The organism is Streptomyces sp. NPDC037421, assembly GCF_055602105.1.
The window spans coordinates 18,617-43,480 of sequence record NZ_JBVJWV010000016.1; the positions used below are offsets into that span (position 1 = coordinate 18,617).

The 24,864-nt window shown below is 71.8% G+C and carries 26 protein-coding genes; 11 read left to right on the forward strand and 15 right to left on the reverse strand.

Annotated features, from left to right (window positions below; all coding sequences use genetic code 11):
* Positions 1-39: 39 nt before the first annotated feature.
* Positions 40-837 carry a hypothetical protein gene (locus tag ACZ7IF_RS22670; RefSeq protein WP_470974034.1) on the reverse strand — a complete coding sequence of 266 codons (798 nt, stop codon included), beginning with the start codon at positions 835-837 and terminating at the stop codon, positions 40-42.
* Positions 838-997: 160 nt separating this feature from the next.
* Between ACZ7IF_RS22670 and ACZ7IF_RS22675 the strand changes: the two genes are divergently transcribed.
* The 7 genes from ACZ7IF_RS22675 (at position 998) to ACZ7IF_RS22705 (ending at position 7,240) form a co-directional block, all read left to right on the forward strand.
* Positions 998-1,618: a phosphatase PAP2 family protein gene (locus ACZ7IF_RS22675; protein ID WP_470974037.1), complete on the forward strand. Its 621-nt coding sequence runs from the start codon at positions 998-1,000 to the stop codon at positions 1,616-1,618.
* Between the two features lie 23 nt (positions 1,619-1,641).
* Positions 1,642-2,550, forward strand: coding sequence for an HhH-GPD family protein (locus ACZ7IF_RS22680; RefSeq protein ID WP_470974039.1), 909 nt, complete (start codon positions 1,642-1,644; stop codon positions 2,548-2,550).
* Positions 2,551-2,774: 224 nt separating this feature from the next.
* Complete coding sequence (locus ACZ7IF_RS22685; RefSeq protein WP_007264805.1) at positions 2,775-3,335, forward strand: SigE family RNA polymerase sigma factor; 561 nt, start codon at positions 2,775-2,777, stop codon at positions 3,333-3,335.
* A gap of 38 nt (positions 3,336-3,373) precedes the next feature.
* Positions 3,374-4,027: a hypothetical protein gene (locus ACZ7IF_RS22690; RefSeq protein ID WP_470974042.1), complete on the forward strand. Its 654-nt coding sequence runs from the start codon at positions 3,374-3,376 to the stop codon at positions 4,025-4,027.
* 34 nt (positions 4,028-4,061) lie between these two features.
* Positions 4,062-4,775: a two-component system response regulator CseB gene (cseB, locus tag ACZ7IF_RS22695; RefSeq protein ID WP_470974045.1), complete on the forward strand. Its 714-nt coding sequence runs from the start codon at positions 4,062-4,064 to the stop codon at positions 4,773-4,775.
* A gap of 10 nt (positions 4,776-4,785) precedes the next feature.
* Entirely contained in the window at positions 4,786-6,099 is a 1,314-nt protein-coding gene (gene cseC, locus ACZ7IF_RS22700) for a two-component system sensor histidine kinase CseC (RefSeq protein ID WP_470974048.1), read from the forward strand.
* 34 nt (positions 6,100-6,133) lie between these two features.
* Positions 6,134-7,240 carry a LamG domain-containing protein gene (locus ACZ7IF_RS22705; protein ID WP_470974051.1) on the forward strand — a complete coding sequence of 369 codons (1,107 nt, stop codon included), beginning with the start codon at positions 6,134-6,136 and terminating at the stop codon, positions 7,238-7,240.
* 15 nt (positions 7,241-7,255) lie between these two features.
* Here the strand turns inward: ACZ7IF_RS22705 and ACZ7IF_RS22710 are convergent, their stop codons facing one another.
* A complete protein-coding gene (locus tag ACZ7IF_RS22710; protein ID WP_470974054.1) occupies positions 7,256-7,870 on the reverse strand; it encodes a M23 family metallopeptidase in 615 nt (204 codons plus the stop codon).
* 413 nt (positions 7,871-8,283) lie between these two features.
* Complete coding sequence (locus tag ACZ7IF_RS22715; RefSeq protein WP_470974057.1) at positions 8,284-10,809, reverse strand: ATP-dependent Clp protease ATP-binding subunit; 2,526 nt, start codon at positions 10,807-10,809, stop codon at positions 8,284-8,286.
* Between the two features lie 451 nt (positions 10,810-11,260).
* Here ACZ7IF_RS22715 and ACZ7IF_RS22720 point away from each other — a divergent pair, with 451 nt between their 5' ends.
* Positions 11,261-11,857 carry an SCO3374 family protein gene (locus ACZ7IF_RS22720; RefSeq protein ID WP_470974060.1) on the forward strand — a complete coding sequence of 199 codons (597 nt, stop codon included), beginning with the start codon at positions 11,261-11,263 and terminating at the stop codon, positions 11,855-11,857.
* Here ACZ7IF_RS22720 and ACZ7IF_RS22725 read toward each other — a convergent pair.
* The 12 genes from ACZ7IF_RS22725 to ACZ7IF_RS22780 form a co-directional block, all read right to left on the reverse strand.
* Entirely contained in the window at positions 11,836-12,171 is a 336-nt protein-coding gene (locus ACZ7IF_RS22725; protein ID WP_470974063.1) for a histone-like nucleoid-structuring protein Lsr2, read from the reverse strand. The two genes, ACZ7IF_RS22720 and ACZ7IF_RS22725, sit on opposite strands and share 22 nt — an antisense overlap.
* 165 nt (positions 12,172-12,336) lie before the next feature.
* The gene (locus ACZ7IF_RS22730; protein WP_470974066.1) at positions 12,337-12,870 is read right to left on the reverse strand and encodes an amino-acid N-acetyltransferase; all 534 of its coding nucleotides are present in this window, start codon (positions 12,868-12,870) and stop codon (positions 12,337-12,339) included.
* 9 nt (positions 12,871-12,879) lie between these two features.
* On the reverse strand, positions 12,880-13,359 hold the full coding sequence (locus ACZ7IF_RS22735; protein ID WP_470974069.1) for a BlaI/MecI/CopY family transcriptional regulator: 480 nt from the start codon (positions 13,357-13,359) through the stop codon (positions 12,880-12,882).
* Positions 13,360-13,440: 81 nt separating this feature from the next.
* A complete protein-coding gene (locus ACZ7IF_RS22740) occupies positions 13,441-13,608 on the reverse strand; it encodes a hypothetical protein (RefSeq protein ID WP_405980119.1) in 168 nt (55 codons plus the stop codon).
* A gap of 14 nt (positions 13,609-13,622) precedes the next feature.
* The gene (locus ACZ7IF_RS22745) at positions 13,623-14,207 is read right to left on the reverse strand and encodes a hypothetical protein (RefSeq protein WP_470974366.1); all 585 of its coding nucleotides are present in this window, start codon (positions 14,205-14,207) and stop codon (positions 13,623-13,625) included.
* Between the two features lie 119 nt (positions 14,208-14,326).
* On the reverse strand, positions 14,327-14,518 hold the full coding sequence (locus ACZ7IF_RS22750) for a DUF397 domain-containing protein (protein ID WP_405980117.1): 192 nt from the start codon (positions 14,516-14,518) through the stop codon (positions 14,327-14,329).
* A 137-nt stretch (positions 14,519-14,655) separates the two neighbouring features.
* Positions 14,656-15,408 (reverse strand): GntR family transcriptional regulator, encoded by a 753-nt coding sequence (locus ACZ7IF_RS22755; RefSeq protein WP_470974072.1) that lies wholly within the window; start codon positions 15,406-15,408, stop codon positions 14,656-14,658.
* A 156-nt stretch (positions 15,409-15,564) separates the two neighbouring features.
* Positions 15,565-16,374 carry a type III pantothenate kinase gene (locus ACZ7IF_RS22760; RefSeq protein ID WP_470974075.1) on the reverse strand — a complete coding sequence of 270 codons (810 nt, stop codon included), beginning with the start codon at positions 16,372-16,374 and terminating at the stop codon, positions 15,565-15,567.
* A gap of 3 nt (positions 16,375-16,377) precedes the next feature.
* Positions 16,378-17,346 (reverse strand): carboxylating nicotinate-nucleotide diphosphorylase, encoded by a 969-nt coding sequence (gene nadC, locus ACZ7IF_RS22765; protein WP_470974369.1) that lies wholly within the window; start codon positions 17,344-17,346, stop codon positions 16,378-16,380.
* A gap of 2 nt (positions 17,347-17,348) precedes the next feature.
* Entirely contained in the window at positions 17,349-19,079 is a 1,731-nt protein-coding gene (locus tag ACZ7IF_RS22770) for an L-aspartate oxidase (RefSeq protein ID WP_470974078.1), read from the reverse strand.
* On the reverse strand, positions 19,076-20,083 hold the full coding sequence (gene panC / locus ACZ7IF_RS22775; RefSeq protein WP_470974081.1) for a pantoate--beta-alanine ligase: 1,008 nt from the start codon (positions 20,081-20,083) through the stop codon (positions 19,076-19,078). Before panC ends, ACZ7IF_RS22770 begins: the two co-directional genes overlap by 4 nt.
* Positions 20,080-20,994, reverse strand: a complete 915-nt coding sequence (locus ACZ7IF_RS22780) for a Rossmann-like and DUF2520 domain-containing protein (protein ID WP_470974084.1) — start codon at positions 20,992-20,994, stop codon at positions 20,080-20,082. The genes panC and ACZ7IF_RS22780 overlap by 4 nt, the downstream gene beginning before the upstream one ends.
* 135 nt (positions 20,995-21,129) lie before the next feature.
* Between ACZ7IF_RS22780 and ACZ7IF_RS22785 the strand changes: the two genes are divergently transcribed.
* The 3 genes from ACZ7IF_RS22785 to ACZ7IF_RS22795 all read left to right on the forward strand — a co-directional run bounded on the left by ACZ7IF_RS22785 (position 21,130) and on the right by ACZ7IF_RS22795 (position 24,752).
* The gene (locus ACZ7IF_RS22785; protein WP_470974087.1) at positions 21,130-22,263 is read left to right on the forward strand and encodes a threonine aldolase family protein; all 1,134 of its coding nucleotides are present in this window, start codon (positions 21,130-21,132) and stop codon (positions 22,261-22,263) included.
* A 674-nt stretch (positions 22,264-22,937) separates the two neighbouring features.
* Entirely contained in the window at positions 22,938-23,339 is a 402-nt protein-coding gene (locus ACZ7IF_RS22790) for a hypothetical protein (protein WP_470974090.1), read from the forward strand.
* A 357-nt stretch (positions 23,340-23,696) separates the two neighbouring features.
* The gene (locus ACZ7IF_RS22795; protein WP_470974093.1) at positions 23,697-24,752 is read left to right on the forward strand and encodes a hypothetical protein; all 1,056 of its coding nucleotides are present in this window, start codon (positions 23,697-23,699) and stop codon (positions 24,750-24,752) included.
* The last annotated feature ends 112 nt before the right edge of the window (positions 24,753-24,864 follow it).

A 24,864-nucleotide genomic window follows, 5' to 3' on the forward strand; every position in this document is an offset into this window, starting at 1 on the left:
ACCTCGTGACGCGCCGCCCGCGCGGCGCGTCACGAAGGGTCAGTCCTGCTTCAGGACGAAGGACGTGCGGGCCACCGGGAGGCCCGGGGACTTGACCTCGACCACGTAGGTGTCGGGGGCCGGGGTCCCCTGTGGGGGGTTCTGGCACTGGTCCGCCGCGCTCGGCTTGCGGTCCCATTCCACCGACTGCTTCGTCTCGCCCTGCGCCGGCAGCCGGTAGAAGGCGTTGGCCGCGCCCGTCGGGCAGTCGGCGGAGGACCAGACGGCCTTGGCGCCCGTCGTCTGGAAGATGGTCACGACCGCCTGCTTCGGGCCGAGTCCGAACTTGCAGGTGCTGCCCGAGGTGTTGCGGACGAGCAGTTCGAGGCGGGGCTTCTCGTTCGTCTCGTACTCGTTCTTCACGCTCTTGACCTCCCACTGCAGCGCACTCGCCGGGCACGTCGGCAGCGGGGAGTCCGCCGGGACCTGGGCCGGGGAGGAGCCCGCGGAGCCGCCGGAGGACGAGGAGCCCGTGCCCGCACCGGAGTTGGCTCCGGTGCCGCCCGCGTCGCCGTTCTTGGCCGGGCCCGTGGCACCCGTGCCGGCGCCCGACTCCGCGCGGCCGCCCGGGGCCTGACTGATCGCCGGGCCGGAACCGGAGGGGCCCGGGGTGATGGTGCGCACGGGTCCGGAGCCGTCGCCGCCGCCCTTGCCGTTCGTACTCGTCTTGCCGCCACCGGAACTGACGAACCATACGGCGAGCAGCGCGACGAACGCGGCGACGGACGCCAGCACGGCCCTCCGCCGCCAGTAAATGGAGGAGGGGAGCGGCCCGACCGGATTGCGCAGAGATCCCACGCACCGAACCTTACGAGAACTCGTGCCGCGTTCAGCGCCCCACATGCCGCACATCCGGCAGGTTTTGCCGATGATCATCCTGCGGGACTAGTCGGGACCGGCCGTATCCGGCCAGGGGGCTGACGCGGCCGCCACAGGGCGCCGAGTACGGTCAGTGACCATGGACAGCTCCGACCTCTACCGCGACATCACCGACTTCGCCCACACCACGCCCCATTGGGTGCAGAAGGTGGTCGAGGTCTGGACCGAGTACGGCCTCCTCGTGTTCGGCCTGCTCTACATATCCGTCTGGTGGCGTGCGCGCGGGAAGCAGGGCGGAGAGCCGCGGGCCCTCGCCCTGTCCGTGCTCGCGCCGCTGGTCACCGCGCTCGTGTACGTCGCGTCCGAGCTGGTGAAGTCCACCGTCGACGAGGAGCGGCCCTGCCGTGCGGTGGCCGGGGCGGCCGCCTCCCTGATCCCGTGCCCGCCCTACGGCGACTGGTCCTTCCCCAGCAACCACTCCGCCATCGCCGGCGCCGCCGCCGTCGCCCTGGCGCTGGCCGTCCCCCGCCTCGCGTGGCTGACGGTCCCGATGGGGCTGTTGATGGCCTTCTCCCGCGTCTTCGTCGGGGTGCACTACCCCCACGACGTCGGCATGGGCCTGCTGCTGGGCGCCTCGCTGGCCGTCCTGGCCGTGGCGGCGCTGACCGGTCCGATGATCAGGCTCACCACCGCCGTTCAGGGGAGCGGCAACCGCGTCGCCGTCTGGTTCACCGGTCCGGGCCCCGCGCGCCGGCCCTGAAACGTGCCAGGATGCCGTCTGTCATGACTGCATCCCCATCACACACCTCCGCACCACACACCTCCGCGCTGCACACCCCCGTCATCGCGTGGTTCGACGAGCACGCCCGCGACCTTCCCTGGCGCCGCCCCGAGGCCGGCCCCTGGGGGGTGATGGTCAGCGAGTTCATGCTGCAGCAGACGCCCGTCAGCCGGGTGCTGCCGGTGTACGAGCAGTGGCTCGCCCGGTGGCCCCGGCCCGCGGACCTGGCCGCCGAGGCGCCGGGCGAGGCCGTACGGGCCTGGGGGCGCCTGGGCTACCCCCGGCGGGCGCTGCGGCTGCACGGCGCGGCCGCGGCGATAACGGAACGGCACGGCGGCGACGTACCCCGGGACCACGCGCAGCTGCTCGCGCTGCCCGGGATCGGCGAGTACACGGCCGCCGCGGTGGCCTCCTTCGCGTACGGGCAGCGGCACGCGGTGCTGGACACCAACGTGCGCCGGGTCTTCGCGCGCGCCGCGACCGGGGTCGAGTACCCGCCGAACGCCACCACCGCCGCCGAACGCCGGCTGGCACGGGAGCTGCTGCCCGAGGACGAGCCGACGGCGGCCCGCTGGGCGGCGGCCTCCATGGAGCTCGGCGCGCTGGTGTGCACCGCCAAGAGCCCGGACTGCGCCCGCTGCCCGGTGGCCGGGCTGTGCGCGTGGCGCCTGGCGGGGAAGCCCGCGCACGACGGGCCGCCGCGGCGCGGTCAGACGTACGCCGGTACCGACCGCCAAGTGCGCGGCAAGCTGCTGGCGGTGCTCCGGGAGGCGGTCGGCCCGGTTCCGCAGGCGGTGCTGGACACGGTGTGGGACGAGCCGGTGCAGCGGGCCCGGGCACTGGACGGGCTGGTGTCGGACGGGCTGGTGGAGCCCCTCGCGCACGGGATGTACCGGCTGCCGCAGAGCTGAATCCCGAGGGGGAGCGACCGGCGGCTCCGCTCCCTCGGAATTCACTCGAAGTTGACTCGAACATTCCGTTTCAGGCCGGGAAACCGCAGCTCACGGGCGCTGTTACACAACCTACGGGTGTCCGTGCGCCCACCGCAGGCTGACCCGCACAGTGCCGTGACAACCCCTCCGTAACTTCGGATCCGTAAGGCAGCGGAGACGGGGACGCAGTGGAGGCGGTCTGTATGGCGCACGGAGAGGTACTCGAGTTCGAGGAGTACGTACGCACCCGGCAGGACGCCCTGCTGCGCAGCGCGCGGCGCCTGGTCCCGGACCCCACGGACGCCCAGGACCTCCTCCAGACCGCCCTCGTGCGCACCTACGGCCGCTGGGACGGCATCGCCGACAAGTCCCTCGCCGACGCCTACCTGCGCCGCGTCATGATCAACACGCGGACCGAATGGTGGCGGGCCCGCAAGCTCGACGAGGTCCCCACCGAGCAGCTCCCCGACGCCTCCGTCGAGGACGGCTCCGACCAGCGCGCCGACCGCGCCCTGCTCATGGACATCCTCAAGGTGCTCGCGCCCAAGCAGCGCAGTGTCGTGGTGCTGCGACACTGGGAGCAGATGAGCACCGAGGAGACGGCCGCGGCGCTCGGTATGTCGGCGGGAACCGTGAAGAGCACACTGCACCGCGCCCTGGCCAGGCTCCGTCAGGAGCTGGAGAGCCGGGACCTGGACATGCGCGCCCTGGAACGCGGTGACCACACCACGCGCTACGAGGGGCGGGAGCGGTGCGCGGCCTGAATGGCCAAAGCCTGAGCGGCAGAAGCTCGCTGGTACTCATGTCGGCGGGGACCACGGTCCTCGTCGGCACAGTGCTGTTCGCGGCCGGGTGCTCCGCCGGGGGCACCGGACTGCGCGACGGCGGGCCCGCGCGCACCGATCCGGTGGCGCGCAGCAACCAGCCCACCGGCGGCCCCTCCAAGCCGCCGGCCCCGGGGCACTCCGCCGCCGCGTCCACCGGCAGCCCGGTCAAGCGGATCGACCCGGTGGCCCTGCTGAAGGCCGACCCCAAGGTCAGTGCCGAGATCAAGCGGGACCTCAAGCCCTGCACGGGCAAGGAGTACCCGATCGACGTGAGCTACGGGAAGATCACCGGCAACACCGTCGTCGACGTCGTGGTCAACGTCCTGTCCTGCGCCGACGCCCTGGGGCGCGGTTCGTACGTGTACCGCTCGGACGGCGCCAAGTACGAGAATGTGTTCGCGGACGAGCAGAAGCCCGTCTACGCCGAGATCGACCGGGGCGACCTGGTCGTCAGCAAGCCCGTGTACGGGCACGACGCCGCGCCCTCCGAACCGTCCGGCGAGGACGTGATCACGTACCGCTGGAACGGCGAGCGGTTCGCCGAGCAGGACCGGGTGCACTCGGAGTACAGCAACGTGTACAACCCCGGGATGCAGCCGGCCCCGGCCGTCTCGCAGAAGAACGACTGACCGCACCGACGATGGAACCGGAGTGAGGCTGGGCATGGCCGAGACCCACGTGCTGTTCGTGGAGGACGACGACGTCATCCGCGAGGCCACGACCCTGGCGCTGGAACGCGACGGGTTCGTGGTCACCGCCATGCCCGACGGCCTGTCCGGCCTGGAGTCCTTCCGGGCGGACCGGCCCGACATCGCCCTGCTCGACGTGATGGTGCCCGGCATGGACGGCGTCAGCCTGTGCCGGCGCATCCGCGACGAGTCCACCGTCCCCGTCATCATGCTGTCGGCGCGCGCCGACAGCATCGACGTGGTCCTCGGCCTGGAGGCGGGCGCGGACGACTACGTCACCAAGCCCTTCGACGGCTCCGTCCTCGTCGCCCGCATCCGCGCCGTGCTGCGCCGCTTCGGCCACGCCGGAGGCTCGCACAACGGCGCGAACGGCTCCTCCGACGCGGACGGCTCCGACGAGCGCGGAGTGCTGTCCTTCGGCGACCTGGAGGTCGACACCGAGGGCATGGAGGTCCGCAAGGCCGGCACCCCCGTCGCCCTGACCCCCACCGAGATGCGGCTGCTGCTGGAGTTCTCCTCCGCGCCCGGCACCGTCCTGTCCCGCGACCGGCTCCTCGAACGGGTCTGGGACTACGACTGGGGCGGCGACACCCGGGTCGTGGACGTCCACGTACAGCGACTGCGCACCAAGATCGGACAGGACCGGATCGAGACGGTCCGCGGCTTCGGATACAAGCTCAAGGCATGAGTAGAACCGCATGAGGCGCATCACCCTCCGTACGGGGATCCGCTGGAAGATCACGCTCGCCATCGCCGCCGTCGGCGCCCTCACCGCGCTCGCCCTGAGCCTGGTGGTGCACAGCGCTGCCCGCGTGTCGATGATGGAGAGCGCCCGCGATCAGGAGCTGGAGCGGGTCCAGTACATCGCCCGCACCCCCGACGCCGGGCGCAAGCCCATCTGGGGCGCCAAGATCAACGACCCCGAGCTGCCCGCCGAGCTGCGCGAGAAGGCCCGCTCGGGGCGGCGCGGCACCTACGTGCAGGAGTACCAGAAGCGGGTTCCCGAGGTGTGGGCGGCCGTACCGCTCGGCAACGGGCAGGTGCTGTCCATGCACCACGAGTTCCGCGAGAGCGCCAACATGGTGCGCGACCTCGACCGGGCCCTGGTCGTCGGCTCCCTGGCCGTGGTGATCGGCGGCTCGGCGATGGGCGTCCTCATCGGCGGCCAGATCTCGCGCCGGCTCCGCGAGGCCGCGGCCGCCGCGCAGCGGGTGGCGCACGGGGACCCCGAGGTACGCGTACGGGACGCCGTGGGCGGTGTCGTACGGGACGAGACCGACGACCTGGCGCGGGCCGTGGACGCCATGGCGGACGCCCTCCAGCAGCGGCTGGAGGCCGAGCGGCGGGTGACGGCGGACATCGCGCACGAGCTGCGGACCCCGGTGACGGGCCTGCTCACGGCGGCGGAACTGCTGCCTCCGGGCCGGCCGACCGAGCTGGTGCGCGACCGCGCGCAGGCCATGCGGGCGCTCGTCGAGGACGTGCTGGAGGTGGCCCGGCTGGACGGCGCGTCCGAGCGGGCCGAGCTCCAGGAGGTGGCACTGGGCGAATTCGTGTCCCGGCGGGTGGCCTCGCTGATGCCGGCCGCCTCGGTACGGGTCGTCGCGGACGAGATCGTCAGCACGGACCCGCGCCGGCTGGAGCGGATCCTGGGCAACCTGCTGGCCAACGCCATGCGGTACGGACGGGCCCCGGTCCAGGTCGACGTGGAGGGCCGGGTCGTACGCGTCCGGGACCACGGGCCGGGCTTCCCCGAGGCACTGCTCCGCGAGGGCCCGAGCCGCTTCCGGACCGGGTCCACGGACCGGGCGGGCGTCGGCCACGGGCTCGGCCTGACCATCGCGGAGGGGCAGGCCCGGGTACTGGGGGCCCGGCTGACGTTCCGCAACGTCGCGGCGCGGGGCGGCGCGGAGAACGAGGGCGCCGCCGCGGGCGCGGTCGCGGTGCTGTGGCTGCCGGAGCACGCCCCGACGGCGACGGGAAGCTTCCCGATCATCCAGCTCCCGGGCTGACGGCCGTTCCCGGCGATGTTCTAGCATCCGTGCCATGACTGACGGTACGGATCGCCCGAACAGCCCCCAGCCCGGCCCCGCCTCGGGGAGCGGCGGCTACGGATTCCCGCCGCAGACGCCGAATCCCTACCAGCCGGGCCCCGCGCAGGGACAGCCGGCCGGCGGCGGCTTCGGCCCGCCTGCGGCCCAGCCCGACGAACCGTTTCCCTCCGCCGCTGCCCCCGCCTCCGCGTCCACGCCCGACTGGCAGGCGATGGCCGACGCCACCGAGGCTCAGCAGCGCAAGCGGAAGCGGCTGACCATCGGGATCGGGGCGCTCGCGGTCGTCCTGGTGGCGGGCGGCGCGGGGTTCTTCGTACTGAACGGCTCCGACGACGACCCGGCGAACCCGCCGGCGGTCGCCGCCTCGGGCTCGCCGAGCGCGTCCGGCGGCCCCTCTTCGCAGTCCCCGGACGGCAAGACCCCCGAGGACGACTCCCCCACCGTGCCGGGCGAGCCGAACCTGCTGCGCGACCGCAGCGGGAAGATGGGCATAGCCCTGGGGCCCGGCGCCTCCCTGGGCGAACTGGCCAAGCGGACCGAGGTCCGCTTCAAGGGCACCCCGGACTCCTACGCCCAGGGCGCCGAGGCGGCCGTGGACGTCACGAAGAGCTTCACCGTCTCCACCCGCGCCTACAACGTGGCCGAGACCGGCTCGCGCATGGCGGTGAGCCAGGGCGACGGGGACTCGTACTCCTTCGAGCTGGGCTTCGAAGTCGTGAACGGCAAGAAGGCCTGGGTGTTCCGGGTACAGACCGGCGACAAGGGCCAGGCGGCCACGGCGCAGCAGGTCGTCGTGGACAACGTGGACACCACACGGCAGTGGGCGCTGCTGACGGGGACCTACGACGCGCAGAAGAAGACCATCGCCCTGTGGGTGGACGACAAGCAGGCCGGCCAGGCGCAGGTATCCGGCATCTGGGCCGGTCCCGGCCCCCTCCAGCTGGGCCGGGCCCGCCACCACGGGATCTGGAGCGCCGCGTGGGACGGGCCGCTGGACCACATCCGGATCTTCGACCAGGCGCTCGGTCAGGAGCAGGTCACGGGCCTGAAGAACAACAAGATCGGGAAGACCAAGCCCACCCACTCCTGGCTGATCTGACCCGGATCAGGATGATCAGACGGTGACGCCGGCGTTGCGCAGGAAGGCCACCGGGTTGACGGCGGAGCCGTAGTTCGGGGTGGTGCGGATCTCGAAGTGCAGGTGCGGGCCGCTGCTGTTGCCGGTGTTGCCGGACAGCGCGATCTTCTGGGCGGCGGAGACCTTCTGGCCGATCTTGACCTGGATCTTCGAGAGGTGCGCGTACTGGGAGTACGTGTTGTCCGCGTGCTTGATCACGATGGCGTTGCCGTACGCGGGACCGTCGCCGCCGCCGTTCGGGCCGGCCTTCACGACGGTGCCGGCGCCGGCGGCCTTGACCGGGGTGCCGGTGGGGACGGCGAAGTCCTGGCCGGAGTGCTTGTGCGTCCACATGCTGCCGCCCTTGCCGAAGGTCGCGGACAGCGTGTAGCTGTCGACGGGCTTGGCCCACAGGGCGGTCTTCGCGGCCGCCTCGGCCTGCGCCTCGGCCTGGGCCTGGACGGCGGCGACCTCGACGGAGGCGGACAGGGTGCTGGGGGCCTCGTCTGCGAAGGCGGCGGTCGTCCCGGCCCCGAGAGCCAGCAGCGCACCGAGACCGGTGGCGGCGAGGGCGATACGGGTGCGGCGGGTGCTGACGCGCTTCGCGGACATGTGGAGACCTCCGGGGCCGGGGACAAGGGAGTGTTCGGGCAAGAAAGATCCCGGCGCTGCGGACCGAACCGCCACTGCCGGGCTTGCCCCACCTTGGTAACCCGCGCCCCCGGACTTCCCCAAACGTCCCTTTTACTACCCCGACTCGTAGCCGCGCGGTGGATCTCCACACTCTTGACGGCGCCCGTACTGGGCCTCCACAGGGACAAACCAGGACACCAAAACCTACGAGAGTTCCTAGTAGGTCCGTTTTGCCCTGTGCGGCTTGTCACCGCCCCCGGGGCGTTTGCCCCGGCCCACCGAAGACCAAGGCCTGCAACCCCGAGCCACACCCCCCAGCCCAAAGGGGCGGCCCCGGGACCTTGTGGGTCCCGGGGCCGCCCCTTGGTACAGCTGCCGCGAGCGGCTGGTGCTTACGCGCCCTTCGACAGGTCCGGGCCTGAGCCCGTGGCCTCGATCGGGGGGAGGTCGGGCAGGGCCGACTTCTCCTCGCCGCGGAAGGTGAACTTGGCTTCCTCGCCCTCACCCTCCACGCCGACGACCACGATGTGACCGGGGCGCAGCTCGCCGAAGAGGATCTTCTCCGACAGCAGGTCCTCGATCTCGCGCTGGATGGTCCGGCGCAGCGGGCGCGCACCCATGATCGGGTCGTAGCCGCGCTTGGCCAGGAGCTGCTTCGCGTCACCGCTGAGCTCGATGCCCATGTCGCGGTCCTTGAGGCGCTCGTCCACCTTGGCGATCATCAGGTCGACGATCTGGATGATGTCTTCCTGGCTGAGCTGGTGGAAGACGACCGTGTCGTCGACACGGTTCAGGAACTCGGGCCGGAAGTGCTGCTTGAGCTCTTCGTTGACCTTCGCCTTCATCCGGTCGTAACCGGTCTTGACGTCGCCCTGGGCGGCGAAGCCCAGGTTGAAGCCCTTGGAGATGTCCCGCGTACCCAGGTTGGTCGTCATGATGATGACCGTGTTCTTGAAGTCCACGACCCGGCCCTGGGAGTCGGTCAGGCGACCGTCCTCCAGGATCTGGAGAAGGGAATTGAAGATATCCGGGTGCGCCTTCTCGACCTCGTCGAAGAGGACGACGGAGAACGGCTTCCGGCGGACCTTCTCGGTCAGCTGGCCGCCCTCTTCGTAGCCCACGTAGCCGGGGGGCGAACCGAAGAGGCGGGAAACCGTGTGCTTCTCGCTGAACTCCGACATGTCGAGGGAGATCAGCGCGTCCTCGTCGCCGAAGAGGAATTCGGCGAGCGTCTTGGAGAGCTCGGTCTTACCGACACCGGACGGACCGGCGAAGATGAACGAGCCACCGGGGCGCTTCGGGTCCTTCAGGCCGGCCCGCGTACGGCGGATCGCCTGCGAAAGGGCCTTGATGGCGTCCTTCTGGCCGATGACGCGCTTGTGGAGCTCGTCCTCCATGCGCAGCAGGCGCGAGGACTCCTCCTCGGTCAGCTTGAAGACGGGAATGCCGGTCGCGGTCGCAAGGACCTCGGCGATGAGCTCGCCGTCGACCTCGGCGACGACGTCCATGTCGCCGGCCTTCCATTCCTTCTCGCGCTTGGACTTCGCGGCGAGCAGCTGCTTCTCCGAATCACGGAGCGAAGCCGCCTTCTCGAAGTCCTGGGAGTCGATGGCCGACTCCTTGTCGCGGCGGACGCCCGCGATCTTCTCGTCGAACTCGCGGAGGTCCGGCGGCGCGGTCATCCGGCGGATGCGCATCCGGGAGCCGGCCTCGTCGATCAGGTCGATCGCCTTGTCCGGCAGGAAGCGGTCCGAGATGTACCGGTCCGCCAGCGTCGCCGCCTGGACGAGGGCCTCGTCCGTGATGGAGACGCGGTGGTGGGCCTCGTAGCGGTCGCGCAGGCCCTTGAGGATCTCGATCGTGTGGGGGAGGGAAGGCTCCGCCACCTGGATCGGCTGGAAGCGGCGCTCGAGGGCCGCGTCCTTCTCGAGGTGCTTGCGGTACTCGTCCAGCGTCGTGGCACCGATGGTCTGGAGCTCACCACGGGCCAGCATGGGCTTCAGGATGCTGGCGGCGTCGATCGCGCCCTCGGCGGCACCCGCACCCACGAGGGTGTGGAGCTCGTCGATGAACAGGATGATGTCGCCGCGGGTGCGGATCTCCTTGAGGACCTTCTTCAGGCGCTCCTCGAAGTCACCGCGGTAGCGGGAACCGGCGACCAGGGCACCCAGGTCGAGCGTGTAGAGGTGCTTGTCCTTGAGGGTCTCGGGGACCTCGCCCTTGACGATCGCCTGCGCCAGGCCCTCGACGACGGCGGTCTTGCCGACGCCGGGCTCGCCGATGAGGACCGGGTTGTTCTTGGTCCGGCGGGACAGGACCTGCATGACCCGCTCGATCTCCTTCTCGCGCCCGATGACCGGGTCGAGCTTGGATTCGCGGGCAGCCTGGGTGAGGTTGCGGCCGAACTGGTCGAGGACCAGCGAGGTCGAGGGGGTGCCCTCGGCCGGGCCGCCTGCGGTGGCCGACTCCTTGCCGCCCCCGGTGTAGCCGGAGAGCAGCTGGATGACCTGCTGCCGGACCCTGTTCAGATCGGCGCCCAGCTTCACGAGGACCTGGGCCGCGACGCCCTCGCCCTCGCGGATCAGGCCGAGCAGGATGTGCTCGGTGCCGATGTAGTTGTGGCCGAGCTGGAGGGCCTCTCGGAGCGACAGCTCCAGGACCTTCTTCGCCCGCGGGGTGAAGGGGATGTGGCCGGACGGGGCCTGCTGGCCCTGACCGATGATCTCCTCAACCTGCTGGCGAACAGCCTCGAGCGAAATCCCGAGGCTCTCCAGGGCCTTAGCGGCGACACCCTCACCCTCATGGATCAAGCCCAGGAGGATGTGCTCGGTGCCGATGTAGTTGTGGTTGAGCATCCGGGCTTCTTCCTGAGCCAGGACGACAACCCGCCGCGCGCGGTCGGTGAACCTCTCGAACATCGTTTATCGCTCCTCAGAGCGGTCGGGCAGTTCGGGGTCGGTCCCCGCCCTGTCCTTCCGCATGCTAGTCCCGCGGGACGGGACAGCTCATTCCAACTGCCGACATCCGTCCACGGCTCACCCCCACGTCGGTGAGGAAAACCGGCTGTAAGAGCCGACTACTGCTCCAACTCGATGGTGCGAGACGATGTTCCCGCAGGCCAGGCAGATACCCGTCACAGGTGTACGCCGATGGCGAACGGAACACGCTCAAATCAGCGTGTCGCCCCGATCCACTAGGAATGTCTTACCCGTAAGGACTGACACTCCATGCCGGTACGCATGGTTCCCTCCGCTACGGGCGAACACGCTTGTGTCCCGAATGTGGGACTCCGGCCGACCGATGTTTACACTCCGCATTGGTGCGGGCGCGTCGCGTAACCCGTCGGCCGTCGTCGGAGTTGCTCCGGTCATGTCCCTCAGCACCGTGAGCGTCCCCTCGCCCCGCGTCCCGTCCGAGGACGACACCCGCACCTGGTACGAGCGGGTGCTCGGCTGGACCTGTGCCGGGGGGCCGCCCCCGCAGCTGGTCACCGGGATCCGGTTCGACGTGCTGGAGCTCCCCTCGGACGCCGGGGCCGCGCTGTTGCGCCGGCCCGGCTTCGCCGCCACCGGTCCGGTGGCCGTGACGGGGCGCAGGATGCGCTTCCTGATCGCCCCGGGCGGCGCGGAGGAGCTGGAGGGGCTGCTCGACTGGCTGGAGTGGGGCGGGGTGGCGCTGGATCTGACCGCCCTGGGCGCGGGGGGCAGGATCACCGCCCCCGTGCCGCCGGGACGGGCACCGGGAGAAAGCCCTCGGGGGGCCGCCGTGTGGCTGCGGCCCCCCGAGCTGGGATGCGAGGCATCGCTGCCCGCCCTGCCCGGTCCGGGGCAGGGCGCCGGGGCCGGGCCCGGGCTCTGTGCGGAGCCGGCCGGGCCCGATCTCGTACGCCTGGTGGCCGCGGCGGCGACGGAATGCCACCGCGCCCGCCTGGGGCGGCGTACGCCTCAGCCCTTGGCGTTCTCGTAGGCCTCGCGGATCTCGGCGGGCACCCGGCCGCGGTCGTTGACGCTGAGGCCCTGGGCCTTGGCCCACGCGCGGATCTCGGCGGTGTCCGGGCTGCCCGGGGCGGCGGCGCGGCCCTTGGCGCGGCCGGTGGAAGCACGCCCGCCGGTGCGGCGGCCCGCCTTCACGAAGTCCTCCAGCGCACCGCGGAGCTTTTCAGCGTTGGCGGTGGTGAGGTCGATCTCGTAGGTCTTGCCATCCAGAGCGAACGTCACGGTCTCGTCCGCCGTGCCACCGTCGAGGTCGTCGACAAGAAGGACCTGAACCTTCTGTGCCACCGGATTTCCTTTCATCGAAAATGCAGTACGCGGAAAGGAAACCGCTTTTGCCTGGAAAACACAAACCCCCGTCGAGAGGTTCAGGGGCTCAACAAGGCGGGAAACGTGCGCGATTCGGACATAGGCCACGGGCGGACGGGGGCCCGTAATAGCCGCTGCGATCGATCAGAGGTGCAGCAGCATCCGACTGTTGCCCAAGGTGTTCGGCTTCACTCGTTCGAGACCGAGGAACTCGGCGACTCCCTCGTCATAGGAACGCAGGAGCTCCATGTAGACATCGGTCTCCACCGGGGTCTCGCCGATCTCGACGAAGCCGTGCTTCGCGAAGAAGTCCACTTCGAAGGTCAGGCAGAATACCCGGCTCACCCCGACGCGGCGGGCTGTCTCCAACAACTTGGCGAGCACCCGGTGCCCGACACCGGCGCCCTTCAAGTCGCGGTCGACGGCGAGCGTGCGCACTTCGGCGAGGTCTTCCCACATGACGTGGAGGGCCCCGCAGCCCACCACCTGCCCGTCGGAGTCGCGTTCCGCGACCCAGAACTCCTGGATGTCCTCGTAAAGGACCACGGGGGCTTTGTCGAGGAGGATCCGCTGCTGCACGTACTGGTCGAGCAGGCGGCGCAGCGCCGGAACATCACTGGTGCGCGCGCGGCGGATCGTCACTGTTTTCGCGTCGTCTGTGGTGGAAAGCTCTCCCATACCCGGACGCTATCGCCCCGGGTCGCCCCCGTGCGCGCCGGAGTCCCCTTCCGGCGCGGGCCCCGACGGGTCCTCGCCGGCCGGTCCGCTCTCGGGTCCGGGGCCGGGCTCGGGTCCGGGTTCGGGTTCGTCGTGCTGGACGATGCGTACGGCGTCGCGGAGGGCTTCGCGCTGTTCCTGGGACATCATGCCGAAGAAGGCGACGAGAGCGGCCGCCGGGTTGTCGCTGGTCGACCAGGCCTCGTTCATCAGTGCGGCCGAGTAGGCGGCGCGGGTGGAGACCGCCGTATATCGATAGGCGCGGCCTTCGGCTTCCCGGCGGACCCAGCCCTTCTGATGGAGATTGTCCATAACGGTCATGACCGTGGTGTACGCGATGGACCGTTCCTGCTGGAGGTCTTCCAGGACTTCCCGAACGGTGACCGGGCGGTTCCACTGCCACACCCGCGTCATCACTGCGTCTTCGAGTTCTCCCAAGGGGCGAGGCACAGCAGCACAATAGTGCCGATTGCGGCGAATTGCCCGACTATTCGCCGCAACGCGCGGTGGAAAACCCCGGCCGGGGTTACTTCACTTCTGCGACTGCTGGCCGGCCTCGGCGCGGGCGATCGCGGCTTCGACGGCCGCGTCTTCCTTGGCCTTGTTGGCCCCGCCCTGGGTCTTCACGATCGTCACTACGAGTGCGATGAAGAACGCGGCCATGACGAAGGGGGGCACGAGCGCGGAGACGTAGTCCATGCCCCCCAGCGTAGCTATACCGCCGCGCGCCCGGCCGCCGGGGGCGGGCTCGGCTTGCGGCGCGGCGGGAAGACCTCGCCCGGCGTGGGCACCGGGCGGGCCGGCGGGGTCGGCTGCGGGGCGGGCTTCGACGGCGGGGTCGGCTGCGGGGCCGGCTGCTCCTTGCCGCCGGCCAGGGCCAGCAGCCGGGTGCGCGGCGCCGGGGCGGCCGCGGGCGCGGTCCCGGTGGCGAGCCTGCGGCGTACGGAGCGCTCGGCGACGGCCTGGGCCCGCTCCAGAACGGCGCCCGCGACCGGGTTGGCCCGCAGGGCGCGCAGGGCGGCCAGGTCGTCGGGCCGGGGCTCGTACCCGGCGGCCAGGGCGTCCTGGAGGAGCTCCAGATAGCCGGACAGGCTCCCGGGGAGGGCGGCCCTGTAGCGGGCGAGGTCGTCGAGCAGGAAGGCTCTGAGCCGGCCCGCCTCCAGGACGGCGTCGTCCACCGACGCCGCGAGGTGCAGGCAGTCCTGGACCTCGGAAGCGGTCAGGGGGGCCGTGGAGGACTGGAGGGCGTGGGCGAGGGAACGCCTGAGCACGTGCAGCTCGGCGGCGCTGAACGCCATGCCGCCGCGGGATCCGTAGGGCGTGGGCATGGGGCGAAGATACGCGCTAATCGGACAAAATCCCCTGAGGGTGCGGGATTGCGGCGCGGCGGAAATCCACGCCGCCCCCTCCGGGCGGTTCAGCCGGTCTCTTTGACGGCCTTCACGAATTCCGCCCAGGCGGCGTGGGTGGTCGCCATCACCAGGTGCGCCGGGTCGGCCCGGTCGGCCACGCGCACCAGGGTGCCGGGCGCGGCGGCCACGTAGACGCAGGCGTCGCCGTCGCCGCAGTAGGACGACTTGCGCCAGTCGGGTCGGGCGTTCGCGGTCATGGTGTCTCCTCCGCAGTGGACGAGGTCGCGGTGCTTCTCGAGCGTGACGCTATCTCCACGAGAGGCACACTCCGGCCGGTTCCGGTAAAAAAACCCGGCCGTCGGAAAGTACGGCCGTTCACAATACGCGCCCTTGGTCACTCCACCGGGAAGGCGTACGCGATCTCGTAGCGGGAGTCGGGGATGACCAGGTCGGCGGTCTCCACGGGGCGGCCGTCGGAGTCGAGGTAGGTGCGCTCGACCTCGGTGATCATGGCGCCGAGGCTGATCCCGAGGAGGTTGGCCTGGTTCTGGTTGGCCCGGGCGGGGCGGGGCACCTCCACCACGGAGGTGACGGTGATGCCGATGGAGCGCATTCGCGCCACGACCCCGGCGCCGCGCAGCTCGCCCACTTCCGGGAGCACGATCGGGGTTCCGGAGGTGATGGCCAGGGGCTCCCAGGACTCGGAGAGTTCGGCGGGGCTGCCGTCGGCCATGAACTCGTAGCGGGTCATCACGCAGGGCGAGCCGGGCTCGATGGCCAGCCGGGCGGCGATCCGCTCGGGCGCCGGGACCTGCGGGAGGGTCTTGGAGTCCCAGGACGCGGCGATGCCGTGCGCCGCGGCCTCGGAGCGGAAGGTGTTGCCGGAGCCGGGGACGCGGCGGCGGGTGCGGAGCATCCGCATGCGCCGGCGCGGGGTGCGCACGTAGGTGCCGGAGCCGGCGCGGCCTTCGAGGAAGCCCTCGATGATCAGCTGCTCCATGGCCCGCTGGGTGACGCCCTGCCCGACGGAGTACTCCTCCGCGAACCGGGCGCGCGAGGGGAGTCTGTCGCCGATCGCCCACTCACCCGCCTCGATGCGGGTCCGGAGTGATGCGACCACCTGCAAGTACGGTGATTTACGGGGCATTTGGGCCGTCCTGTGCCGTCTCGGCTGTGCCGCTTCGCGAGGGTGTGCGTCCGACGCCGACAAGCTAACCGATCAGGTTCAAGCTGAGGATTCCGCATGACGGTCCGCTACCGCACGGTGGGGCCCCGCGTGCGCGGGACCCCACCGGCGGCCGTGTCACTCGAAGTTGGGCGCGTTGCGCTCGTACACGAGCCGCAGCCCGATCAGCGTCAGCCACGGCTCGTGCTCGTCGATCACCGTGGTCTCCCCGAGGATGATCGGGGCCAGCCCGCCGGTGGCGATGACGCGGACGTCGTCCGGGTCGCCGTCCGGGCCCACCAGGTCCTTGGCCATGCGGTGCACGATCCCGTCGACCTGGCCCGCGAACCCGTAGACCACGCCCGACTGCATCGCCTCGACCGTGGACTTGCCGATCACGTTGCGCGGCCGGGCCAGCTCGATCTTGCGCAGCAGGGCGCCGCGCATCCCGAGCGCCTCCATCGAGATCTCGATGCCCGGGGAGATCACCCCGCCCACGTACTCGCCCCGCGTGGAGACCGCGTCGAAGGTGGTCGCCGTACCGAGGTCGACGACGATCGCCGGGCCCCCGTACAGCTCCACGGCCGCGGCCGCGTTGACGATGCGGTCCGCGCCGACCTCCTTCGGGTTGTCCATCAGGATCGGCACGCCCGTCTTGACGCCGGGCTCCACCACCACCGCCGGCACGTCGCCGTAGTAGCGGCGGGTGACCTCGCGCAGCTCGTGCAGGACCGACGGCACCGTCGCGCAGATCGCGATGCCGTGGATCCCGTCACCCAGCTCGCTGCCGAGCATCGGGTGCATCCCCATCAGGCCCTGGAGCAGGACGGCGAGCTCGTCCGCCGTGCGGCGCGGGTCGGTCGAGACCCGCCAGTGCTCGACGATCTCCTCGCCGTCGAACAGGCCCAGGACCGTGTGGGTGTTGCCCACGTCGATGGTGAGCAGCATCGGTTACTCCGCCTCGCGCAGGTCGAGGCCGATGTCCAGGATCGGCGAGGAGTGCGTCAGCGCGCCGACCGCCAGGTAGTCCACGCCGGTCTCCGCGTAGGCGCGGGCCGTCTCCAGGGACAGCCGGCCCGAGGACTCCAGGACCGCGCGGCCCGCGACGATGGTCACGGCCTCCTCCGTCTCCGGGACGGTGAAGTTGTCCAGCAGGATCAGGTCGGCGCCCGCGTCCACGACCTCGCGGACCTGGTGCATCGTGTCGACCTCGACCTCCACCGGCACGTCCGGGAAGGCCTCGCGGACGGCCTTGAAGGCCTGCGCGACACCGCCCGCCGCCACCACGTGGTTGTCCTTGACCAGCGCCGCGTCCGACAGGGACATGCGGTGGTTGACGCCGCCGCCGCAGCGGACCGCGTACTTCTCCAGCGAACGCAGGCCCGGGGTGGTCTTGCGGGTGTCGCGGACCCGGGCCTGGGTGCCCTCCAGGACGTCCGCCCAGCGGCGGGTGGCCGTCGCGATGCCGGACAGGCGGCACAGGATGTTCAGGGCGCTGCGCTCGGCGGTCAGCAGGTCGCGGGTGCGGGAGCGCACCGACAGCAGCAGCTGGCCGGCCTCGACCTTGTCGCCGTCCTCGGCGTGCCGCTCGACCTCGAAGGCCTCCGTGCAGACGACGGAGAACACGGCCTCGGCGATGCGCAGGCCCGCCACGACGCCGGCCTCGCGGGCCACGAAGTCGGCGATGGCCTCGGCCTCTTCGGGAACGGTCGCCACGGTGGTGACGTCGACCCCGCCGTCCAGGTCCTCGGACAGCGCCATGTGCGCGATGTCCTCGACCTCGATCGGGTCCAGGCCCGCGTCAACCAGCAGCTGGGCGAGCGCCGGGTCGAGGCCGCTCTCCTCGCCGTCGCCGCAGCCGCAGTCGTCGCCGCAGCCGCCTTCGTTCTGCTCGATCAGGGGGAGTTCGGGGGTGCTCACGGTCACTTCTCCAGGCTGAGGGGGTGGTGTACGGACGGGAAGTCCGCGGAGTCGGTGGGGGTGACGACCAGCGCCCGCCGCTCGGTGCGCGAGAGCCGCACCACGAGGTGGCGGCGCCAGTCGGCGTCGTCCCGGTCGGGGTGGTCCTCGCGCCAGTGGCAGCCGCGGGTCTCGGCGCGCCGCTGGGCGGCGGCCACCAGGACGCGGGCCACGCACAGCAGGTTGGTCGCCTCCCAGGTCTCCACGCCCGGCACGGCGGTCTTGCCCCGGCTCTCCAGCTCGCCCAGGGCCGTCGCGTACAGGGTCTCCAGCGCCTCGGCGGCCGCCGCGAGGGAACCGGCGGAGCGGAGCACGCCCGCGCCGTCCGTCATGATGCGCTGGACCTCGTACCGGGCCTCGGCCGGCTGGAGCGGACCGGTGGCGGGCACCGGTATGCCCGGGCCGCTGCCCACGGGCGGGTTGGCGGCGATGTCCTCGGCGATCCGCTCGGCGAAGACCAGGCCCTCCAGCAGGGAGTTGGAGGCCAGCCGGTTCGCGCCGTGCACGCCGGTGCAGGCCACCTCGCCGCACGCGTACAGGCCGGGCACGGTGGTACGGCCCTGCAGGTCGGTGCGTACGCCGCCCGAGGCGTAGTGCGCGGCCGGGGCGACCGGGATCGGCTCGGTCACCGGGTCGATGCCGTGGGCCCGGCAGGCCGCCAGGATCGTGGGGAACCGGTTCTCCCACATCTCGGCGCCGAAGTGCCGCGCGTCCAGGTACATGTGCCGGGCGCCCTGCTCCTGCATGCGGCGCATGATGCCCTTGGCGACGATGTCCCGCGGCGCCAGCTCGGCGAGCTCGTGCTGGCCCACCATGAAGCGGACCCCGTCCGCGTCGACCAGGTACGCGCCCTCGCCGCGCACCGCCTCCGACACCAGCGGCTGCTGGCCCTCGGCGTCCGGGCCGAGGAAGAGCACGGTCGGGTGGAACTGGACGAACTCCAGGTCCGAGACCTCTGCGCCGGCGCGCAGCGCCAGGGCCACCCCGTCTCCCGTGGAGACGGCCGGGTTGGTCGTCGCGGAGAACACCTGGCCCATGCCGCCGGTCGCCAGGATCACGGCGGGCGCGTGGACGGCGCCGACGCCGTCGTGCTGGCCCTCGCCCATCACGTGCAGGGTGACGCCGGCCGTGCGGCCCTCCGCGTCCTGGAGCAGGTCCAGGACGAGCGCGTTCTCGACGGTGCGGATGCCCGCCGCGTGCACGGCCTCGACCAGGGCGCGGGAGATCTCCGCGCCGGTCGCGTCGCCGCCCGCGTGCGCGATGCGGCGGCGGTGGTGGCCGCCCTCGCGGGTCAGCTCTATCTCGCCGGTCTCGGAGGAGGTGTCGAACACCGCGCCCGCGGCGATGAGCCGGCGCACCGCGTCGGGACCCTCGGTGACCAGCAGCCGTACGGCCGCCTCGTCGCACAGGCCCGCGCCCGCGACCAGCGTGTCGTCCAGGTGCTGCTCGGGGGTGTCGCCCTCGCCGAGGGCGGCCGCGATGCCGCCCTGCGCCCAGCGGGTGGAGCCGTCGTCGAGCCGCGCCTTGGTGACCACGACCGTACGGCGGCCCGCGGCGGCGCAGCGCAGCGCCGCCGTCAGGCCCGCGACGCCCGAACCGACGACCACGACGTCCGCGTCGACGGCCCAGCCGGGGGCGGGGGCGTGCAGCCGTATGCCGGTACCGGCGGTGCCTGGGTTGCCTGTGGTGCTCACGCGTGTGCTCCGAACTCCAATGGGATGTTGTCGATCAGCCGGGTCGTGCCGACCTTCGCCGCGACGGCCAGCACGGCCTGTCCGGTGAAGTCGGGGCCGACGTCGGTGAAGTCCTCCGGGTCCACCAGGGCCAGGTAGTCCAGGACCAGCGGCGGCTCGTGCCGGCCCGCCTCCTCCAGCACGTGCCGGGCTGCGGCCCGTACGGCGTCCGGCAGCCCGGTGCCGCCGCCGGCCGCCGCCGACACGGCGTGCGCGTCGGCGGAGGCACGGATCTCGCCGAGCCGGGCCAGGGCGGTGGCGCGCTCGTCGCTGGCGGGCGCCGCCTCCGCGCGGGCGCACAGCGCGGCCTGCGCGGCGAGCCGGTCGCGGCCCGCGAACAGGGCGCGGGACAGGGCCAGGGCGGTACGGCGCTCGACCGGGCCGAGGTAGCGGTTGCGGGAGGACAGGGCGAGCCCGTCGTCCTCCCGGACCGTGGGTACGCCGGCCACCTCGACCGGGAAGTTCAGGTCGGTCACCATGCGCCGGATCAGGGCAAGTTGCTGGGCGTCCTTCTGGCCGAAGAGGGCCAGGTCGGGGCGGGTGAGGTGGAGCAGCTTGGCGACGACGGTCAGCATGCCGTCGAAGTGGCCGGGGCGGGTGGCGCCTTCGAGCCGCTCCCCCATCGGTCCGGCGGTGATCCGCACCTGGGGGTCGCCGCCCGGGTAGACCTCGTCGGCGGAGGGCGCGAACACCGCGTCGGCGCCCGCCCCTTCGGAGATCAGCAGGTCGGCGTCGAGTGTGCGCGGGTAGCGGTCGAGGTCCTCGTTCGCCCCGAACTGGAGGGGGTTGACGAAGACGGTCACCACCACCTGGCCGTCCGGTCCCACCTCCTCGCGCGCCGTGCGGATGAGCGTGGCGTGGCCCTCGTGCAGGGCGCCCATCGTCATCACGACGGCCCGGCGGCCGGTGCGCGGGAGCTTGTGGAGCTCTTCGGCGGTGTTCAGCAGCTGGAGCGGGCCGGTCATCGCTCGGAATCCTTCGGGTCGGCGGGGTCCGCGAGCACGCCGAGCAGGTCCTCGGCCAGTTCGGGCTTGAGCAGGCCGTGCGCGAGCGCGCGGTCCGCGGTCGTGCGGGCCATCGCGAGGTACCCGGCGACGGTGGCCGGAGCGTGCCTGCGCAGCTCCGAGACGTGCGCGGCGACGGTGCCCGCGTCACCGCGGGCGACGGGCCCGGTGAGGGCGGCGTCGCCGGAGCGCAGGGCGTTGTCCAGGGCCGCGCCGAGCAGCGGGCCGAGCATCCGGTCCGGGTGCTCGACGCCCGCGGTGCGCAGCAGCTCCATGGCCTGGGCGACCAGGGTGACCAGGTGGTTGGCGCCCAGGGCGAGGGCCGCGTGGTAGAGCGGACGGCTCTCCTCCGCGATCCACTCGGGCTCCCCGCCCATCTCGATGACCAGGGCCTCCGCCGCCAGCCGCAGCTCCTCGGGGGCGGTCACGCCGAAGGAGCACCCGGCCAGGCGCTGCACGTCCACCTCGGTACCGGTGAAGGTCATCGCGGGGTGCAGCGCCAGCGGGAGCGCGCCCGCGCGCCGCGCGGGGTCCAGCACTGCGGCCCCGTAACGCCCCGAGGTGTGCACGAGGAGCTGCCCGGGACGCACGGCGCCGGTCTCCGCGAGGCCCTCCACCAGGCCCGGCAGGGCGTCGTCGGGGACGGTGAGCAGCACCAGCTCGGCCCGCTCCAGCACCTGCGCCGCAGACACCAGCGGCACGTCCGGCAGCATCCGCTCGGCCCGGCGCCGGGAGGCGTCGGAGACCCCGGACACGGCGACGGGGCGGTGCCCGGCCTGCTGGAGCGCACGGGCCAGCGCGGGGCCGACACGGCCCGCGCCGACGACTCCGATGGTGAGCCGGGCGGGACGCGGTTCCTGGGATGAGTTCACGCGGTGAGGGCCTTCCGTTCCAGTCCGCGAGGGGTACCGGACGATACGTCGCCATGCTAGGCCCTTTCGGCGGCCTGGTGCCGGTCAGGCCCGCCGGGTGCGGAAAGGGGGCCCTGCGGGGCGGGGGCGTCGGCGATGATCAGGGGCATGAGCGATGACGCGGAGCTGACGAAGCGGCTCGTGGCGGCCTGGAAAGGGGCCCGCCGGGCCCTCACGCACGGCGGGCGGGAGGAGACGGTCCGGGAGCTGCTGGCCGGGCTCGCCGGCGCCCCGTACGACCTGGACGCCCCGGCGGACATCTACGGCGACGGGGTCGTCGCCGACCTGGAGCGGCGGGTCGCGGAGCTGCTCGGTACCGAGGACGCGGCGTTCTTCCCCTCGGGGACGATGGCCCAGCAGATCGCGCTGCGCTGCTGGGCGGGGCGCACCGGCAACCCGGTCGTGGCCCTGCACCCGATGAGCCACCCGGAACGGTGGGAGGGCGGCGCCCTGACGGCGCTGGCCGGACTGCGGACCACCCACCCGGTGACGGAGCCGCGCCATCCCACCCCGCAGGAGGTCCGGGAGCACCCCGAGCCCTTCGGCACGCTGATGCTGGAGCTGCCGCTGCGCGACGCCGGGTTCCTGCTGCCCGCGTGGGAGGAGCTGGAGCAGCTGGTGGACGCCGCCCGGGAGCGGGACGCGGTCGTCCACTTCGACGGGGCCCGGCTGTGGGAGTCCACCGTCCACTTCGGCAGGCCGCTGCCGGAGATCGCGCAGCTCGCGGACTCGGTGTACGTCTCCTTCTACAAGTCGCTGCGCGGGCTGAGCGGGGCCTGCCTGGCCGGACCCCGGGACTTCGTGGAGGAGACCCGGGTGTGGCGCCACCGGTACGGGGGCCAGGTCTTCCGCCAGTTCCCCCAGGCCCTGGCGGCCCTGGCCGGGCTGGAACGGGAGCTGCCGCGGCTGCCGGCGTACGTGGAGCAGGCCCGGGTCGTCGCCGCGGCACTGCGGGAGGCCTTCGCGGAGGCGGACCTCCCGTGGTCCCGGATCCACCCGGAGGTGCCGCACACCCACCAGTTCCAGGTGTGGCTCCCGTACGAGGCGGACCGCCTCACGGAGGTGGGCGCCCGCCTGGCGGAGGAAACGGGCACGGTGCTCTTCCGGCGGTGGACGGCGGAGGGCCCGCCGGGCCTGGCGGTGACGGAGCTGGAGGTCACGGAGCCGGGCCTGACGTGGACGCCGGCGGACGTCCGGGCGGCGACGGCGGGGTTCCTGGCGCGGGTGTAGGGGGTACGCCGCGCCGCCTGGCGGCGGGGGGGATCCCCTTGGGCGGTCTCAGAGCAGCTTTGGGGGTTTCCCGTCAGTCCCATCGTCCTTCCGTGTCGGGCCGGTCCCTCAAGGGCGCTCCCTTCGGTCGCGTCACTGCGTGATCGCCTTCGGCGACCCTTGACCGACCGGCCCGCCCCGGAAAGCCGAAAGACTGCCGGGAAACCCCCAAGAGAACGGCACGGTCCAGAGGAGGAGGGGCGGGTTCTCTCAGTGATCAGGCGACGGGGCCGGGCGTCGGCAGGCCGGGCATCCGGGCCCTCAAGAGCCGAGGTTCCGGGGCGGGGGCGGCAATGCGCACGAGAGGTTGATCAGAGCGACCTGCGGAGCCCCCAGGCGCACCAGATCGCTACGCGCTCCTGTCCTCTCGGCGTCCGGCGACCGTCCGGGGCTGATACCCGCACCAGAGGACGAACAGAGCAGCGCGGGAAACGGATGGGCGCGTCGGATCGCTACGCGCTCCTGTCTTCTCGGCGCCTGCCGGCCGTCGGCGACCACTCGGACTTGAACGTGTTCAAAGACTGTGCCAGGCTGCGGCATACGTCCTTGATCTCCCCGGTCGCGTACGCGACCTGCAGAAACGCTGGGGGTGGAGTGTGTTGCGTTCCTGCCGGTCCGTGCTTGTTCTCCTTGCCGTGGCTCTCGCGCTCACGGCCTGCGGCAGGATCTGGAACCGGCCGCCGCCCCAGGGCGAATCCGTCGCGCTGCAGCCGGCCGAGCTCGCGACCACGTGGACCGACGCCTACGGCGGCACCCTGACGCTGAAGTCGGATGGAACGTTCATCGCCAACCAGGTGTGCGGCGACTGGATGGGCGCCTCGGACTGGAACTGGGACGGACCCCGGTCGGGATCGGGTACCTGGACCAGCAGGACAGGGGCCGGCATCTCGCGGACGTTCGACGAAAAAGGCCCCGAGGGGGATGAAGTCAGAGATTCCCTTGCCGTTTGGCGGCAAGGACAGACGCTGATGCTCTGGACCCGAGTGGGCGACGAAGACAACGACGATCCCCACTGCATTCTGACCAGACGCCCTTAGTCGCATCGCCTGAACGGTGTCGGCAACGGGTGAAATGAGGGCCACGTCCCGGATCCGGGCCTCTTCTACCTCCTTCGGGACCGGGCGGCGGCTCTACCCGCACGAAAGGACGACCAGACCGCCCTGCGGCGCACCCAGGCGCAGCCGATCGCTACGCGCTCCTTCCGTCTCGGCGTCCGACGACCGTCCGTGGCTGATACCCACACCACGTGAGGACCAGGAGCCCGTCCGGGACCGGCTGCTCCGCACGGGGCACCTGTACGGCGCGTTGACCGAGGACCTCCGGGACGACTCTTCCGTTTTGCTTATTTTCCGTATATGCCGAAATTTGGAGCTTTTGCGGGCATCACCGCGGCCATGGCCTGCGCAGCCGTCGTCGCCGTACCGGTCCCCGCCCACGCGCAGCAGTTCGTCACCTGCAGTCCGACGGCCCTCAGGAACGCCATCACCACGGCGAACACGACCCCTGGTCCTGCCGTCCTCATCCTCTCGCCCGGGTGCACCTACACACTGACCGCAGGCGACCCGGGCGACCCCGAGAACGGCCTGCCGATCGTCACCAGCGAGATCAACGTCCTCGGCAACGGCAGCACCATCAGACGCGTCTCGGCAGCGAGCTTCCGCATCCTGAAGGCCGAAGGATCCGGGGGGAACCTCACCCTCAACAACCTGACGATCCGCGACGGCCTGGACGCCTCGGGCGGGGAGGGCGGCGGGGGAATCGCCAATGACGGCGGACGGCTCACCCTCAACTCGGTACAAGTCACCAGGAACGCGACCACCCAGGCAGGAGCGGGCGGAGGCATCGTCAGCTCCGGCACACTCACCCTCCGCAACAGCACCCTCAGCTTCAACGTCTCCACTGCCAACAACGGCGGCGGGCTGTTCTCCCTCGGCACCACGACCCTCTCGAACACCACCGTGACCGGGAACACCGCCCGGGACAGCGGCGGGGGCATCGACGGGCGCGGCACGGTGACCATCACGTCCAGCACGGTGACCGAGAACACCGCCGGCGACGACGGCGGGGGCCTCCACCTCTTCAGGGCGACGTCGACCATCGCGGACACCCTCGTGCGCGGCAACACCACGGCCAGCGACAACGGTCACGGCGGCGGCATCCTGAACCGGGACAGCGTGATGACCCTGGACAGGGTCACCGTCTTCGCCAACAGGCATGTGGGCGACAACGGGCAGGGCGGCGGCATCGCCAACTTCGTCACCCCCGGCGGCACCGACCCCGCCACCGCCACCATCAGGAACAGCTCGGTCACTTACAACTACGCGAGGAACGCCCCCGGCGGCATCTTCAACTCCGGCGGCACCGTGACCCTCGTCGCCACTCCGGTGGAGAACAACCTCACCACCAACTGCACCCCCAGCGCCCCGCCGGTGCCCGGCTGTCTGAACTGAGGCGGCGTGGCCCCTCTCGGCACCCTCATCGGACGACTGGACCGCGCCCCGCGCGCCAGTGTCCGACGTGCGGAGGGTGCCGCCGGTGGGGCGGACCAGGAGGCAGATGGAG

Excerpts from the sequence above, each read along its gene's own strand:
- ACZ7IF_RS22675 (WP_470974037.1), top strand. The coding sequence starts at position 998 with ATGGACAGCTCCGACCTCTACCGCGACATCACCGACTTCGCCCACACC.
- ACZ7IF_RS22680 (WP_470974039.1), top strand. The coding sequence starts at position 1,642 with ATGACTGCATCCCCATCACACACCTCCGCACCACACACCTCCGCGCTG.
- ACZ7IF_RS22685 (WP_007264805.1), top strand. The coding sequence starts at position 2,775 with ATGGCGCACGGAGAGGTACTCGAGTTCGAGGAGTACGTACGCACCCGG.
- ACZ7IF_RS22690 (WP_470974042.1), top strand. The coding sequence starts at position 3,374 with ATGTCGGCGGGGACCACGGTCCTCGTCGGCACAGTGCTGTTCGCGGCC.
- cseB (WP_470974045.1), top strand. The coding sequence starts at position 4,062 with ATGGCCGAGACCCACGTGCTGTTCGTGGAGGACGACGACGTCATCCGC.
- cseC (WP_470974048.1), top strand. The coding sequence starts at position 4,786 with ATGAGGCGCATCACCCTCCGTACGGGGATCCGCTGGAAGATCACGCTC.
- ACZ7IF_RS22705 (WP_470974051.1), top strand. The coding sequence starts at position 6,134 with ATGACTGACGGTACGGATCGCCCGAACAGCCCCCAGCCCGGCCCCGCC.
- ACZ7IF_RS22710 (WP_470974054.1), bottom strand. The coding sequence starts at position 7,870 with ATGTCCGCGAAGCGCGTCAGCACCCGCCGCACCCGTATCGCCCTCGCC.
- ACZ7IF_RS22715 (WP_470974057.1), bottom strand. The coding sequence starts at position 10,809 with ATGTTCGAGAGGTTCACCGACCGCGCGCGGCGGGTTGTCGTCCTGGCT.
- ACZ7IF_RS22720 (WP_470974060.1), top strand. The coding sequence starts at position 11,261 with ATGTCCCTCAGCACCGTGAGCGTCCCCTCGCCCCGCGTCCCGTCCGAG.
- ACZ7IF_RS22730 (WP_470974066.1), bottom strand. The coding sequence starts at position 12,870 with ATGGGAGAGCTTTCCACCACAGACGACGCGAAAACAGTGACGATCCGC.
- ACZ7IF_RS22740 (WP_405980119.1), bottom strand. The coding sequence starts at position 13,608 with ATGGACTACGTCTCCGCGCTCGTGCCCCCCTTCGTCATGGCCGCGTTC.
- ACZ7IF_RS22745 (WP_470974366.1), bottom strand. The coding sequence starts at position 14,207 with ATGGCGTTCAGCGCCGCCGAGCTGCACGTGCTCAGGCGTTCCCTCGCC.
- ACZ7IF_RS22750 (WP_405980117.1), bottom strand. The coding sequence starts at position 14,518 with ATGACCGCGAACGCCCGACCCGACTGGCGCAAGTCGTCCTACTGCGGC.
- ACZ7IF_RS22755 (WP_470974072.1), bottom strand. The coding sequence starts at position 15,408 with ATGCCCCGTAAATCACCGTACTTGCAGGTGGTCGCATCACTCCGGACC.
- ACZ7IF_RS22760 (WP_470974075.1), bottom strand. The coding sequence starts at position 16,374 with ATGCTGCTCACCATCGACGTGGGCAACACCCACACGGTCCTGGGCCTG.
- panC (WP_470974081.1), bottom strand. The coding sequence starts at position 20,083 with ATGACCGGCCCGCTCCAGCTGCTGAACACCGCCGAAGAGCTCCACAAG.
- ACZ7IF_RS22785 (WP_470974087.1), top strand. The coding sequence starts at position 21,130 with ATGATCAGGGGCATGAGCGATGACGCGGAGCTGACGAAGCGGCTCGTG.
- ACZ7IF_RS22795 (WP_470974093.1), top strand. The coding sequence starts at position 23,697 with ATGGCCTGCGCAGCCGTCGTCGCCGTACCGGTCCCCGCCCACGCGCAG.